The following is a 14,357-nucleotide window of genomic DNA, read 5'->3' on the forward strand; positions in this document are numbered from 1 at the left end:
ACCTACTCGCACCGCCCTGGCATCATCAAATCGAAGCCTCGGGTCCCACGTCCGAAATCGCACAAGTTCATGAGCCAGAAGCCGTGCTGAGACGCGGCGCTGCTAAGTTCGGTGGATTGATCAACCCCCCCAGTCGGATTTGGCGCATATGTATATTCATTTAGCCCGCCTGATAGTCCAATAGGGTCGCGTGTGACGTAGCGGCCTGAATCAGGATCGTAGTACCTGTACCGATTGTAGAACAGGCCCGTCTCGCCATCCTCGTACTGTCCCTGGAAGCGCAGCGGCTGCGCGATCTCATTCACGACCGAGTCGGGGGCGCCGTAGTGGCTGCCTTTGAGCGCGCGGCCCCAGGCTTTGAAGCGCGCGGCCCAAACGACCCGGCCCTTTTCATCGACTAGTTCACGCGGCGTGCCCAAGTGATCGCAATTGTAGAAGTCGATGCGGTCCAGCGGCGCGACGTCGTCCGCGTCCGTTTGCCGCAGCAAGCACGCGGCTTGGTGCGCTTCCTCGGCGGGGCCGTCGGCCTGCTCGAGCGCCGCGCGCTTGTCCGCGTGCGTCGGGCCGGGCACCAGCCACTGCTTGACATATCCGAGGTGAACGGGCAAGGCGACGGCGGCGCCTGTTCCGCCCGCCCCCGCGAGGCTGCCATAGCCGCCCCGCGATTCCACGCGCGCCATCGGCACGAAGCTGTCCGGCTCGTACAGGTAGGTGACGGTGGCCTTGGGCGTGAGCTCCTGCGCCAGCACATCGCCATCCCACACGAAGAGCGTGGTCGCTTCGCTAACGCGGTCGGGCGCGTCGCGCTCGATCTGCTGGCCGTGCTGCCACCATTCCTCGACGACGCGCTTGGCCACCCGGCGGCTGTAGGCGTCGTAAAAATATGAGGCGCTGCTGCGCCGCAGGGTGCCGGTGCGTACGCTGCGGCGCAGCCGGTTGTCGGCGTCGTACTCCAGCAAGAGCGAGGTGGCGCCGCTCTCGGTCGCGTCGGGCGCCGTGTGCTTGGCGGTGACGTTACCCTGCGCGTCGTAGGTATAACTGTGGCCGAGGAAGCTCCTGAGCAGGTTGGCGGTGATGGGGGGCAACCGCGACGGGTCTTTCGACGCCGGCGTTGCATTGGCGGTACGCTGCGCCAGGCCCGGGTCGAGCAGATTGCCGGCCGGGTCAAAAAAGAAAATCTCATCGAGTTCGGGCTGGCTCGCCGACAGCAACTGGCCCACTGGGTCGTAGCTGTATCTGAAGGTGCCCAGCGCGTGCCTGCCGTGCTCGATACTGAGCAGGTTGCCGACCGCGTCGTAACGGAAGCGCCGTTCACGCAGCGGGCGTGCGTTCGGCCCGTCGGCGGGGCGCGTGAGCGTCATGTTGGTCAGGCGCGATTGCGGGTCGTAGTCGCGCGTCGCGGCCAGGCGCTCGGCGTCGATGCTGCGGCCGAGGCGGCGCGTGCGCTCGCGGTACTGGGCGTCGCTCTCGATGTCAACGATGGACGCGCCTTGCCACTGCGTGCCGTGCCAGTGGCCGCTGCCAAAGCGCAGGGTGTCGATGCGGCGCCCGTTCGGCAGCGTGGTGCGGGTGCGGTTGCCCAGTTCGTCGTAGGCGTGCGTCATGACGAAGGCGGCATCGGCCGCGCGGCTGCCGTCGACCGGCACCACCACCGGCGGCGCGACGAGAAAGTAGGCAGCGCGCTCCTCGACAAGCTGGCCCAGTGCGTCGTAGGCGAAGCGCTGTTCGGCCTGCGGTGCCGCCACCGCGGTCATGCGGCCCAGCGCATCGTAGGCGTAGCGCACCATGCCGTCGGCGTTCATTTTCGCCAGCAGCAGACCGCGCACATCGCGCACCAGCTCGTTGCGCTGGCCCGCGCACTCGCTCGCCGTCAGCTGGCCGGCCTGGTCGTAAGTGTAGGTCGTCGTCTTGCCGTCAAACCCGGTTTCGGAGGTGAGCGCGCCGTCGGCGTCGTAGGCCAGCAGGTAGCGCTCGTCCTTGGCGTTGGCCAGCTCCACCAGCCGCAGCGCCGTGTCGTAGCGGTAGCGCACCGTCTGGCCGATGGCGTCGGTGCGCGCGACGGGCATGCCCTGGCCGTTGTAGCGGTAGTGGGTCTGCCGGCCCAGCGCGTCGGTGTTGACCAGCACATTGCCGTCGGCGTCATAGGCATAGTGTTCGGTCGTCTTGTCGGGGTGCGTGAGCGTAATCAGGCGGCCCAGCGCGTCGTAGGCGTAACGGGTGATTTCGCCCTGGCCGGCGGTGGCGGCGATCACCTCGGCCAGCCTGCCTTGCGCGTCGTACGCGTAGCGGGTGGCGTTGTCGGAACAGTCGGTGTAGGTGATCAGGCGGCCGGCGCGGTCGTAGGCGAAGCGCTTGCTGCCGCCCTTGGCGTCGATCTGCTCGATGAGCCGGCCCTTGTCGTCGTAGCGGTAGCCGCTGACGTGGCCGAGCGCATCGGTGACGCTGGCGAGACGGCCGTCGGCGTCGTAGCCGCGCAGCGTGGTGTGGCCCAGCGCATCGGTGATGGCCACTGGCTTGTTGGCGCCGTCGTAGGTGATGTGCGTGGTGTGGCCGGCCGCGTCGGTGCTGCTGGTGAGGTTGCCGGCGGCGTCATAGGCGTAACGCGTGGTGTGGCCGATGCTGTCGCTGTCGGCTAGCAGCATGCCGTCGCTGTCCCATTCGCGCGTGCCCAGCGATGTGGCCACGCCGTTCGTCACGCGGGCCACGCAGGTAACGAGCCAGTTGTGATCAAACGTGTAGTCGAGCACGTCGCCGTTGTCGCTCACGCGCGTGGTGTCGATGTCGCGGTAGGCGAGGGTGACGCCAGAGCCCTCGCTGCCGTCGGCGGCGCGGCTGGCAGTGGCGCGCGCCTGGTAGCTGGTGGTGGGCGTGATCGGGAACGCTTCCGCCAGGGCGGCGTCGTCTTGCGCACTGCCGGCCCAGCGTGCGCGCAATGCTGCCAGGCTGACCCACTCGACGGTTTGGGTGAAGCCCGTGTAGCTGGTGCAGGCGCTCAGCAGGTGGTGCTGGTAGGTATAGGTGCGGGCGTCGCCCAGCTGGTTGGTCTGGGCGATCAGGTTGTAGCTGGGGCCGGGGAAGGGTGTGGCCGGCGCTTCGCCGGTGGGGGACTGGGGCACGGGTGGGGCGCTTGGGTCCGGCGCGTAGCGGTAGCGTACGTGGCGGATCCGCGTGCCATCGTCCAGCACTTGCTCCACGCGGCCGATGCGCGGGTGGCCGTGCGGGTCGGACACGTTCGCGCGCTCGGCGCGCGCGCGATCAATGTCGGTCTTCGCTACGGGCAGTTCCTCCCGCATGGCCTCGACCACCGCGCCTTTGTCGTCGCAGCGCACCCGCAGCAGCAGCGCGCCGGGCAGCGCCTGCGGCCACTGCTCAATGGTGAGGCCCCGGCCGTCGCGTGCGGCGCTGCGCACGAGGACGAAGCGCTCGGCGCGCAACGGGGCGTCCGCCTCGCGCATAGGATTGACGCCAGCGTAGCCATGCGGCAAATAGCCGTCGGTACCACGCGCGAAGGTGTCGGTGCTGCCGTCGCGCCAGGTGAGTGTGAAGCTGTCGGCGTCCCTGCGCGCGAGGATGAATCCCTCCTTGCGGTTGTCATGCGATTGACCGGGCGCCAGATGTGGCAGGCATAGCGCGCGACCCGATTCGTCGTGGTACACGCAGCCTTGCGCCGTGAGCGACACACTGGTGGTGAAGGCGCTTGACCAGCGGGCGCCGAGCAGCCCCCAATCCTCGGTCTCTGCACCAGAGCGGTAGGTGCGCGTCCAGTCAATCGGGATCGCGCCGGCGATCGCAAAATCGGTCTGCTCTAAAATCTCCTGGCCGGTACCGAAGTGAATGGGCTTTTTGCTTTTGACGGGCTTGCCGGCAGGCGCCTTGTCCTTCGGGCAGCAGTCCGACGGCGGCTCGGACTTGGGCGCCTTCTTGCCACGACTCTTGCCGTCGTCGTCGTGGGACGCCGGCGGTTTCGGCGGCGGGCTCGGAGGGCCGCTCGGTTTTTTTGCGGGCAGTGCCTTCTTCAGCAGTTTGCCTCCCAGTGCCTTGACCTTGGTTCCCAGCCAGCGGCCGAGTGGACCGAGCTTGTTCATGACGAGGCCTTCAACGGCGCCTGTCACGACGGTCGTCGCCGCGTCCACGAGATCCGGCGTCTGTCCGGTCAGGACGAATGCGGCCGCCTGGTCCAGCACGGTGGCTGAGGTGCTCATGACCGCCCCGCCGGCTGCCGCTGTGGTGCCGACGGTCACGACAGCGGCGCCGGCCGCCGCCATCGGCGCCCCTGCAGCTGCGCCCACGCCTGTGGCGGTGAGCACAACGCCCGTGCCCGCGACAGCGGCACCTGCGAGCACCGTCTTGCCGCCGGCATCCATTAAACGCTCGCCGGTGGCGTGCATCGGCGCCGAGATATCGTCCTGGTAGGCTTGGGCGGCCGGCTTGAGCGAATCGCGCATGTCCGCCACTTTTTTGTCGACGACCGCTGACAGGGTGGCAAGTAGTGGCCTGGCGGTCTCGCCGTCACGCTCATAGATTTTACCGACCGTGTTACGTGCGTTCATCCATACCTCGCGCCCAACCTGCACCAGATTGGCGCCGTTGGCGTGATGGGTCGTGCTCGATGTCTTGGTGTCGACCTGCTTGCCGACCGTGCCGCTCTTGACACCCCCGGCACGACCTGGTGCGTCGCCCTTCACGGTGGGGATCGTGCTGCGTTGATGCAGGATTACCGGTTCGCTGTGGGACTTGACGTTCGGCGAGGCGTTTGTCGCCTCTGAGAATTCGCCGACTACCGTGTAAGGCAGCGGTGGCGTGCTCGCACCGACGGGCGTCTTGCAGATGTCTGGCGTCAGACTGACACAGTAGAACCGCCCGGATTTCGTCACGGTTTCGTTGGTCATCGCGCGGGCCCCTGAGCGGCTGCTTTGGCATGGGCAGCGATCTGTGAAGCTTGTAGCTGCTCCAACTGGCGTACCCGCGCAATCTGCGCCGCTTCGGTGACCTGCATCAGGCGCGCCACACGCAGGTCGCAGTCCGTCGGCAACAACGCACGCCAGGTCAGCTCGACTCTGCCCTCATCCGGTTCGACGATAACGGTATCGATCACCATGCGCTCGATCATCAGGTCGTCGCAGCCATCGACAGCAAGCAGAAACAGCGCTTGCATCGGTAGCGAAAAACGCAATACGGCATTGCCGTTGGCATCGCTCGTGGCAGATGGATGGTCGGGGCGGCACAGGTTCAACAGGGTGAAGCTTTCTTCGCCACGCAGATAGGGACACTGCTGGTCGCGCGGGGCGCAGTTGTAGTAGGCGAAGTCGAAATCCTCGGGCAGATTGGGAACATCGTCGTTGGCGTAGGTCGCGTTGGCGTCGAAGGTGCCAGCGAGCGCGCGGCGCGGCAGCCAGCCTCGCCCGACGATGCCGAGTCCAACAGGGTCCGGAAGCGCTTCTCCGTGGGCCGCGCGCCAGAATTGAAGCGCGGTGCAGGGCCTCCATTCGGCGCTGATGCGAGGCGCCGCCATGGTTTTAATGTCGCTGGCATCGAGATACCAGCGACGTGTAAAGCCGCGTCCGAGCGGGTTGGCGTCGGAGGACTCATGCGCGACTGGCCGGGCGACGTTGGCGTACGCATTGTTTGTTGCCGCCTCGTCGCGCGGCAGGCGTGCGTTCGTCGGCACGCGCTTGGCGGCGCCATCATCTTCATCAATGCGGCATTGGCCACCGTTAGCGAACTCGTAGCGCAGGGGGATTTGGGCGGTGTCGTCGGCCAAGGCAAGCCGCCATGGATTGGGGCGCAGCACACCAAACGTGACGACCTTGACTCCCCATTGCAGCAGGCGCAAGAGCGCGATCTTTTTTTTGAAATTGCGCTCGCCGGTGATGCTGAGTGTTTTGTCGATTAACGGCGCTCGTGCAGACTTGGGCGGCGTGGCGTGGCCCGTGGCGCCTTCGGACGGTTCGGGCGGCGCCGGCTGCACCGCCAGGCGTACGCGAAATGCGGAGGTTGGCTTGCCGCGCGGAGCATGGGCAGTGGCGTTGACGATGACGTCGCAGGCGGGCTTGTAGGGGGCGAAATCGCTTTCATGACGCACGCTCGCGTTGCTGTCATCATCGAAATGGAGGTCCTCCACATTGAGTTTGGCAGCTGGCGACAGCGCTATGAGGGGCGCCATGCCGGTGGCATCGTGCGCGCCCAGGCTGTAGGCAGTTTTGGCCACCACCACATGGAAGGACGATCCGTACTGGTCAACCATGTCGAATTGGGCAGCGTCGAGACGCGTGCGATTCTCGAAGACCAAATTGGGGATTGAGAAGTGGGGCGCATGCGCGCGCTCCGCGCCGGTGGATGCGTTGACCGCAACGCCGTCGAGGTGGGACGTTGCTGCATTCACGGTCTTCATTTCAGCTGAAAGCATGTAGTTTTCTTTCTGCTAAAGAGAACGGCGGACGGGTTCGCGCTGGGCTGCCAATTTATTGCGGAGTGTGTCGCTGCATGAAACTGAAAGATTAGCTTTAGTACCTGGTCACTCGCTCCGGACTAATTATTTAGGTACATGCCCTTTAAAATCTATGGAGTCAATTTTATGATGAACTTCCATACATTATCGCGCTCGACAAATTCGGCAATCGCTTTTTTTCCTGTTGGGCTAAAGTCAACGCCATTGATTGCATACTCCACGAACAATATGCCTTTTGGGATGGTTTCACCTTTCTCATAGTCGTAAGCCGCGCTATCAAATATAAATCTTCCTAGTTTGTCCATGCGTACGTCAAGACAGGATCCGAAAAGACCCGGCAATTTGAAAAGCTTGACCGACTTGGATTTCCGGGCGTCCAAAATGTAAACCGAAAAATGGCGAACCGCCGTACCGCTGGAAGAGTTAGCTTGCCCTTCGAAACACGCCCACGATGCCATTTCGTATAAAACCGAGTTTCTTCCAAGATCATCATCGTTTGCTATTTCTCCGGGAAATACGATAGCCGAACGTATGTTAATCCTATGATTTTTCCAGTTAAAAGTGCTGTCCTTCAGTCCGGTGTATTTTACTGTGGACTCTTTCTTGAAAATACTTCCTGGAATTGTCGGATAATATTTTTCGTATCCATCAAAGATTATTGATGATCTGTCAATTAAAGAAAAAGACATCGCGGATGTAAGAACTAGCTGGAGTATTTTCATTTGTAAGCCTTTCCGCCAGTAGCTGTTAAATAATCAGTATCGTGAATCCAGAATATGGTCTTACCATGTGCGGAAGTCGATTTCCATACACAGTTATATTTTCCGCGTATTTTTGAATTTATTTCTTTCCCGGTCTTCTTGTCTCTCACCTTCCAATATATCGTTATGTCAACATTTTTTTCTGCGACGTTGAATATATTATGTTCTGGACTTCCAAAATGAAACCCGTCTTTGACCTTCGGATGTCGGTTGTAATTCGTCTTGAAATCAACACCATCCCACCAATATGCGCCATTTGAAGGATCTGGCCCTTCATTCTTTAGCGCGCGGCGTGCCGATTCGAGCGCAATTCGCATGCCATTGTTCTTGTTGATGCTTTCCTCACTTCCAGTAGCCATAAGTAGTTCATAACGCGCGTTCCCATCTTTGACTGCATAGGTATAATTCGGATCTGCTGAAAGTAACTCATCAAGCGATTTTCCGTTCCATGCTCGCGCGCGATTTGCTACAGCGAAAGCGATTCCGGCTATTTCGTCTGGATCGTTTGCCGCTGAGGCCTCTCCATATGCAATGGCTGCCAGCTTCTTTGTCTGCGGATCAATCGTGGTCATCGCGATACCTTCCAGCCGGTAAATGTTATCTCTGCTCCCAAGGGAAACGCTTTCGTTGCTCCGGAACTGATCACTTCTTCCACTAATTTTGTCCCTTCTGAATCGACTCGATAGCTAAGGTTTGCGGGTTCGCCCGAGCTATCGGATATTTCAAAATATTGTTCGAGATCGTTCTGATCCGGTCCAGATTTCGGGGGTTCAGTTTTGTCCAGCGTTATTCCCCCGCCAGGGTTGTTGTCTATATCATCGCCGTGTATTTGAACCTTCGTTCGGCCTTGAATAATCACCTCATCGGCGAGGATTTCGATACGTGTCCCGGTGATCTTGATCATCGAATTGCCGACGACAATCTTGTGCTCAATGCCAGCAGATAGCGCACTCGTCTGCCCCACAAAAACGGTCTTTGAAAGACCGACTTCTTCGGTCTGTGCCATGGCGACGGTAGTATTCATCGCGCCACCCACGGTCGTCTGGTAGACGGCGCCGATGGTCAGCGCCTTGCCCAGCCCGATCGTCTCCTCCTTGGCCAGTGTGACGCGTTCGCTTTTCATGCCATGCACACGGACGATGCGGTTGCCGCCGATGCTGATATTTTCGTTGTGATCAACCCGTTCGTTGCGGTCGTTATGAACCGTGATCTTCTCGTCATGCCCCACCGTCTCGGTGCGGTCGTTCTTGATGACCACCGTCTCGTCGTGGTCGACGTTCTTTCTGCGGTCGTGGCCCACCCAATGCGACTCGTCGTGCTCGACCTCAATGCGCTGATCCTTTTCGGCGTGCAGCCACAGTTCCTCGGCGCCGCGCGCGTCCTCGAAGCGCAAGGCGTTGGCGGTGCTGTCGGAGCCGCCCTTGGTCGAGCGCGTCAAGATGCCGCTTTGCGTCTTGTTCTCGGGTAGCGGCCAGGGCGGCATGTGATATTCGTTGTAGACCGCGCCGATGATGAGCGGGCGTGATAAATCTCCCTCTATAAATTGAATGACCACCTCCATCCCCACGCGTGGCACACTGATCTGGCCGAAGCGGCTGCCGGCCCAGCCCGTCATCACGCGCACCCACGGCGAACTCATGTGGTCGCGCTTGCCCAGTCGGTCCCAGTGAAATTGCACTTTCACGCGGCCGTAGTGGTCGGTGTAGATTTCCTCGCCGGGCGGGCCGACCACGATGGCCGTCTGCACGCCGAACACGCGCGGCTCGGTGCTGTTCAATCCACGCCCAGGTCGCCAGTTCTGGCGCTTGAGCACGCAGGTGAATGTATTGCTGTAGCTCGACGTGGCGCCACGCCCGTGCAGGTAGTTGTTGCTCGCCTCGTGGTGCACGGACACGATCAGGTATTTGGTGCTGGCCGGGTTCTCGCCGTTGGGCGTGCTGAAATGCTCGTCGAGCCAGAAGGTGCGTATCGGTTCGGCCATGCGGTCGTTGCCCTTGGCGCGGAACTGCAAGGCGCCCGCGTCCATTTCCTCGATGCGCAGGCGGACCTGGGCATTGCCGCCGTCGGCGTCTTTATAGGGGTAGGCGCCAGCGTTTTCGCGCACCTCGCGCTTGATCACCTGGCCCTGGCCGTTGGCCGACTCGCGCTCACTCTCCAGAATATGCATGGTCTTGAAATCGGTACTGGTGGCCGTGGCCTTGCCGGAGGCGGCGACGTGCCACGGCTGCCAATCATGGATGCCGTCGTCCTCGGCCGAGCCGCCCTCGTCGTGGAAGCGCATCTGCGGACGCCCTTTGTAGAGCGGCAGGTCGGTGATGGCCGATCCGTCGATCAGCCACAGGGTGTGGCCGTCAGGGCCGTGCTCGTAATAGCAGATCCAGCCGCGTGCCTCCCACAGGCGGTGCAGCAGGTTGTAGTGCGATTCGTTGTGCTGGCACACATAAGTCATCTGCGCGTCGCCGTCGCCGATGCTGTAGGTCCACTTGGCGTCGAGATAGTCGGCGAACACGCGCCTGGTGAGCTCGATCAGGTTCAGGTCGTGAAAGGCGACGCAGTCCTCGCCCAGCTTGAGAAAGTCGAGCCAGGGGCCGAGCACCATGGTGTAGCAGGCGAAACCGCCGTCGGCGCTGGTCAGGCTGAACGCGAATACGTGGCCGCTGAAGTGGCGCAGCGTGCCATCCTCGCGCACCAGGTCAATGACGACGAGCTTGCCCAGCATGTCGGCAAGCGCAAGCTGCGCGTTGTCTGACAGTACGCCGACCGTGTACGTGAAGCTGCGCGAGAGGTATTCGTCGGCATCAAGCGTGTTCGCCAACAACTGAGTCCGGGGTGGGGCGTTGTTGCGTGGGAAGCGCATCCGCAGCAGGCGCTTGCCCTGCGCTTCGTTGGCCCATGTCGTCAACGTCGAAGTGTCGCCCAGAAACCGGTTCATCGCTTCTCCCATGGTCGTCCGCGGCGTAGAGCTGTTGCGTGCCGGAACTGATCACGATAGCGAGCAGATCGATACCGACCTTGATGAAGATCAACAAAGACAGGCTTGGCGTCCGGCACGTGTCCGTGCCAGTCTGCGCCTGGCAGTCAGGTGGTCAATTGAAAACGGCAGCGCGGCAACAGCGGGGACGCGTGCGCGCCCCAGCAACAGGATTTGGGGGCGCGCCGCCTGCCGCTTGCGTCTATGCCTGGCCAGCTGGAATGGGTTCTCGGCTTGTTTCCTCTGGCTTCAGCCCGGTGCAATATTCTGGTTCGACCGGAACAGATTGTGCGGATCGACCTGGGCCTTGATGGCGCGCAGGCGCGCGTAATTGGGGCCATAGGCCTCGGTGATGCGGTCCGGTTCGTCGGCCGTCAGGAAATTGACGTACACGCCGCTGGCGGCGAACGGCGCTGCGCGGGCGAAAAATTCGCGCGCCCAGCCGATGCAGGCGCTGTCCTGCGCCGGCTCTTGCCAGCGCGTGTGCACGTTCATCGCCCAGCGCGCGGCGCGGCTGGGGTAGGCGGTGGCGGTGGGCGCCGGCCGGCTGGCTGCGCCCCCGAGCAGGCCCAGGAAAATTTCGCACTCCGGCCCCGGCAGCTTGCCCGCGTAGTCGACGATGACGTCGATGGCCGGATCGGCCAGTCGATCGAAATTGTGCGACTTCCAGTAGTTGCGCTCGCCCGGCGCCAGCAGGGGATCGAAGGCCTGCTGCCAGCTGACGTACGGCAGCGCACCCACGTGCTCGCCGACGGGGCTGCCGAAGCTGCGCACTTGTGCGATGGCGTCCTGCAGGGCGTCGGCCGGCAGTAGCGAAAACAGCACCAGCGCCAGCACCTGCTTGCCGTGCCAGTCGTTGGGCAGGAACGGCAGCGGCGGCGCGTGGCGCAGCACGCCCCATACGGACAGGTCGTCGCCCATGGTGTCGACCATGTCGCGGTAGCGGCCCAGCACCTGCCGGGCTTCGTCCAGCGGGAACACGATCATGCCGGCGCTGACCTGGGGACCGACCGGGTGCAGCTCGAATTCGAAATGGCTGACCACGCCAAAATTGCCGCCGCCGCCCCGAATCGCCCAGAACAGGTCGGGCTCGTGGCTGGCGTCGATATGCAGGCGGCTGCCGTCGGCGGTGACGATGTCGGCCGCCACCAGGTTGTCGATGGTCATCCCGTATTTGCGGCTGAGCCAGCCGAAACCGCCGCCCAGGGTCAGCCCGGCCACCCCCGTGGTCGAGTTGATCCCCAGCGGGGTGGCCAGGCCGAACGACTGCGCCTCGTGGTCGAAGTCGTGCAAGGTGGCGCCGCCTTCGACGACGGCGCGGCGGCGCGCCGCATCGATGCGCACCGCGCGCATCGCCGACAGGTCGATCACCAGGCCGTTGTCGCACAGGGCGCTGCCGGCGATATTGTGGCCGCCGCCGCGCACCGCCAGCGGCAGGCCCTGCTTGCGCGCGTGGCCGACGGCAGCCAGCACGTCGGCGGCGCCGGCGCAGCGCACGATCAGCGCGGGCCGCTTGTCGATCATGGCGTTCCACAGTTGCCGGGCGCTGTCGTAGGCGGCGTCGGCGGGGGTGATCAGGCTGCCGCGCAGCTGGCTGCGAAAATCGTTGATCTGCTCATGGGGGATGGTGTCCATGGTCTCTGCTCCTTCCAACGGGGGGTCACTGTTTCATCATAGTGAGCGCGCCGGCCGATGCAAGCGGAGCAGGACCGCCCCGTCAGCCGGGCTTGTCGCCGTCGTTCCAGCTGTTCTGTTCCTGCTTGATCGCGTCGAGGTCGCGGGCGAACATGGCGTCGAGTTCCTCGCGCGACTGCCGGGCCATCGAGATGGTCTGGTCCTGGTCCTTGTAGAACGGGTAGACCGCCTGCAGCGAGGCGATGTTGTGCTGCCTGAACTTGTGCGCCGCCTGGCGCGCCTGCCAGGCGCCAAAGCCCAGCTGGCGCAGTACCTGCTGGCCCAGCCGCAGGGCCGACTCGAACGTCTCGCGCTCGATGATCGTCACGCCGCGGTCCATCAGGTCGTACAGGTGGGTGACGTTGCGGGCGCGCGCCATGATGGGCAGATCGGGAAAATTCGCGCGCACGGCGTCGACCAGCGCCAGGCTGTCCTCGATGCCGTCGATGGCCACCACCAGCGCGCGCGCCTTGCCGGCGCCGGCCGCCTTGAGCAGGTCGATGCGGGTGGCGTCGCCGTAGAACACTTTCAGGCCGAATTTGCGCAGCAGTTCGATCTGGTCGGGGTCATGGTCGAGCACCGTCAGGGCCACCTGGTTGGCGCGCAGCAGGCGGCCGATGATCTGGCCGAAGCGGCCGAAGCCGGCGATGATGACGTGGTCCTCCTGCGTTTCGATGCGGTCGGCCGGGCGCACTTTCGCTTCGCGCCAGCGGGGCGCCAGCACGCGGTCGTGAAACAGCAGCAGCAGCGGGGTCGCCACCATCGACAGCGTCACCACCACCACCAGCACGGCGGCGACACCGGCGCTGAACACCCTGGCCGTCTCGGCCGCGGCGAACACCACGAAGGCGAACTCGCCCCCTTGCGAAAGGATGAAGGCGAACAGCGCCTGCTGGCTGCGCGGCACCCCGAATGCCTTGCTGAGCAGGTACAGCACGCCCGTCTTGAGCACCAGCAGGGCGGCCACCAGGCCCAGAATCAGGCCCGGCTGGCCGAACAGCACGCCGAAGTCGACCGACATGCCGACCGCCGTGAAAAACAGGCCCAGCAGCAGGCCCTTGAACGGTTCCAGGTCGGTTTCCAGGGCGTGGCGGTATTCCGAGTCGGCCAGCAGCACCCCTGAAATGAAGGCGCCCAGCGCCATCGACATGCCGATCCACTGCATCAGCAGGGCGATGGCGATCACCAGCAGCAGGGAGAAGGCGGTGAAGATTTCGCGCATGCCGGTGGCGGCGATGTAGCGCAGCACGGGGCGCACCAGGAAGCGCCCGCCCAGCACCAGGCCGGCCAGCACCAGCACCACGCGCAGGCCGCCCAGCAAACCCTGCTCGCTGCCTTGGGCGGCGGCCACGCCCAGCACCGGCACCAGGGCGATCATGGGGATGGCGGCCACGTCCTGGAACAGCAGGATGGAAAACGAGGCCGAGCCGGTCGGCGTCGCCGTCAGGTTGCGCTCTCCCAGGGTGGCCAGCGCGATCGCCGTCGACGACAGCGACAATCCCAGCGCCGCAATCAGCGCCACCTTCCAGTCGATCCCCAGCAGCAGGGCGGCGCCGGCGAGGGCGACGGTGACCGCGCCCACCTGGGCGCCGCCCCAGCCGAAGATGGGCCGGCGCAGCGCCCACAGGCGCTTCGGTTCGAGTTCCAGGCCGATCATGAACAGCAGCAGCACCACGCCGAATTCGGAAAAATGCAGGATGTCGTCGACCTCGGTGATCAGGCGCAAGCCCCACGGGCCGATGGCGACGCCGGCGATCAGGTAGCCCAGCACGGCGCCCAGGCCGAAGCGCTTGGCGATCGGCACGGCCAGCACGGCGGCGCCCAGGTAGACCACGGCATTGACGAGAAAATTAGTTTCCATCGACGGCGCCGCGCTGGACCAGTTGCTGCAGGGTGGCGCTGAAGCGGGCCACGTGGGCATCGACGGCGGCGTTGTCGACGCCATGGGCGTCGTAGAGCACCAGCGGCGCCAGCCATTCCATGCCGCACACGCGCGCGGTCTGCTCGATGGGCGCCAGGAACTGGTCCAGCGGGCGGCCGTGGCGGCCGCCCGCCGCATAGTCGCCGTGCGCGCCGCCGGTGCTGGTGACGAGCCAGCAGCGGCGCCCGGCGCCGCTGGCGGTGGGCCTGACGCGCTCGACCTGCCAGGCGTCGTGCAGCACCACGTCGAACCATTCCTTGAGCAGCGCGGGCGCGGCGTACCACTGGGTGGGAAACACCAGCACCAGCGTGTCGGCGGCCGACACCAGCGCGCGTTCGCGGGCGACGTCGATGAAGAAGTCGGGATAGGTCTCGTACAGGTCGTCGACGCCGACCCCGTCGACCAGGCGGGCCGCCTCGGCCAGCTTGCGGTTGACCCGCGAGACGCGCGGATGGGGATGCACGTACAGCACCAGCACGCGGCAGGCGGGAACGGTGGGGACGCTGCGCAAGGCGGCGCCCGCTTCCAGGCCGGCGGGGACGATGGCGTCGCTGGACGACGCCGCTGTGGACTGGGGCACGG

8 protein-coding genes are annotated in these 14,357 nt (G+C 64.1%); all 8 read right to left on the bottom strand.

Annotated elements, in window-relative coordinates:
- Positions 1–2: 2 nt before the first annotated feature.
- Positions 3–4,889, bottom strand: coding sequence for a PAAR-like domain-containing protein (locus ACP7EY_RS21590; RefSeq protein WP_426197287.1), 4,887 nt, complete (start codon positions 4,887–4,889; stop codon positions 3–5).
- Positions 4,886–6,406, bottom strand: a complete 1,521-nt coding sequence (locus ACP7EY_RS21595; RefSeq protein WP_426197289.1) for a DUF2169 family type VI secretion system accessory protein — start codon at positions 6,404–6,406, stop codon at positions 4,886–4,888. Before ACP7EY_RS21595 ends, ACP7EY_RS21590 begins: the two co-directional genes overlap by 4 nt.
- 152 nt (positions 6,407–6,558) lie before the next feature.
- Complete coding sequence (locus ACP7EY_RS21600) at positions 6,559–7,170, bottom strand: hypothetical protein (protein ID WP_426197291.1); 612 nt, start codon at positions 7,168–7,170, stop codon at positions 6,559–6,561.
- A complete protein-coding gene (locus ACP7EY_RS21605; RefSeq protein WP_426197293.1) occupies positions 7,167–7,781 on the bottom strand; it encodes a hypothetical protein in 615 nt (204 codons plus the stop codon). The genes ACP7EY_RS21600 and ACP7EY_RS21605 overlap by 4 nt, the downstream gene beginning before the upstream one ends.
- Entirely contained in the window at positions 7,778–10,141 is a 2,364-nt protein-coding gene (locus tag ACP7EY_RS21610; RefSeq protein WP_426197295.1) for a type VI secretion system Vgr family protein, read from the bottom strand. The genes ACP7EY_RS21605 and ACP7EY_RS21610 overlap by 4 nt, the downstream gene beginning before the upstream one ends.
- Positions 10,142–10,429: 288 nt before the next feature.
- A complete protein-coding gene (locus ACP7EY_RS21615) occupies positions 10,430–11,815 on the bottom strand; it encodes an FAD-binding oxidoreductase (protein WP_426197297.1) in 1,386 nt (461 codons plus the stop codon).
- Between the two features lie 82 nt (positions 11,816–11,897).
- Entirely contained in the window at positions 11,898–13,715 is a 1,818-nt protein-coding gene (kefC, locus tag ACP7EY_RS21620) for a glutathione-regulated potassium-efflux system protein KefC (RefSeq protein ID WP_426197298.1), read from the bottom strand.
- Positions 13,705–14,355, bottom strand: coding sequence for an NAD(P)H-dependent oxidoreductase (locus ACP7EY_RS21625; RefSeq protein WP_426197300.1), 651 nt, complete (start codon positions 14,353–14,355; stop codon positions 13,705–13,707). Before ACP7EY_RS21625 ends, kefC begins: the two co-directional genes overlap by 11 nt.
- Positions 14,356–14,357: the final 2 nt, after the last annotated feature.

It is taken from the genome of Massilia sp. DWR3-1-1 (assembly GCF_049898325.1).
Classification (GTDB): domain Bacteria; phylum Pseudomonadota; class Gammaproteobacteria; order Burkholderiales; family Burkholderiaceae_D; genus JAFCUW01.

What these genes read in the sequence shown, in the direction of transcription:
- ACP7EY_RS21590 (WP_426197287.1), bottom strand. Translation starts at nt 4,889, where the DNA reads ATGACCAACGAAACCGTGACGAAATCCGGGCGGTTCTACTGTGTCAGT.
- ACP7EY_RS21595 (WP_426197289.1), bottom strand. Translation starts at nt 6,406, where the DNA reads ATGCTTTCAGCTGAAATGAAGACCGTGAATGCAGCAACGTCCCACCTC.
- ACP7EY_RS21600 (WP_426197291.1), bottom strand. Translation starts at nt 7,170, where the DNA reads ATGAAAATACTCCAGCTAGTTCTTACATCCGCGATGTCTTTTTCTTTA.
- ACP7EY_RS21605 (WP_426197293.1), bottom strand. Translation starts at nt 7,781, where the DNA reads ATGACCACGATTGATCCGCAGACAAAGAAGCTGGCAGCCATTGCATAT.
- ACP7EY_RS21610 (WP_426197295.1), bottom strand. Translation starts at nt 10,141, where the DNA reads ATGAACCGGTTTCTGGGCGACACTTCGACGTTGACGACATGGGCCAAC.
- ACP7EY_RS21615 (WP_426197297.1), bottom strand. Translation starts at nt 11,815, where the DNA reads ATGGACACCATCCCCCATGAGCAGATCAACGATTTTCGCAGCCAGCTG.
- kefC (WP_426197298.1), bottom strand. Translation starts at nt 13,715, where the DNA reads ATGGAAACTAATTTTCTCGTCAATGCCGTGGTCTACCTGGGCGCCGCC.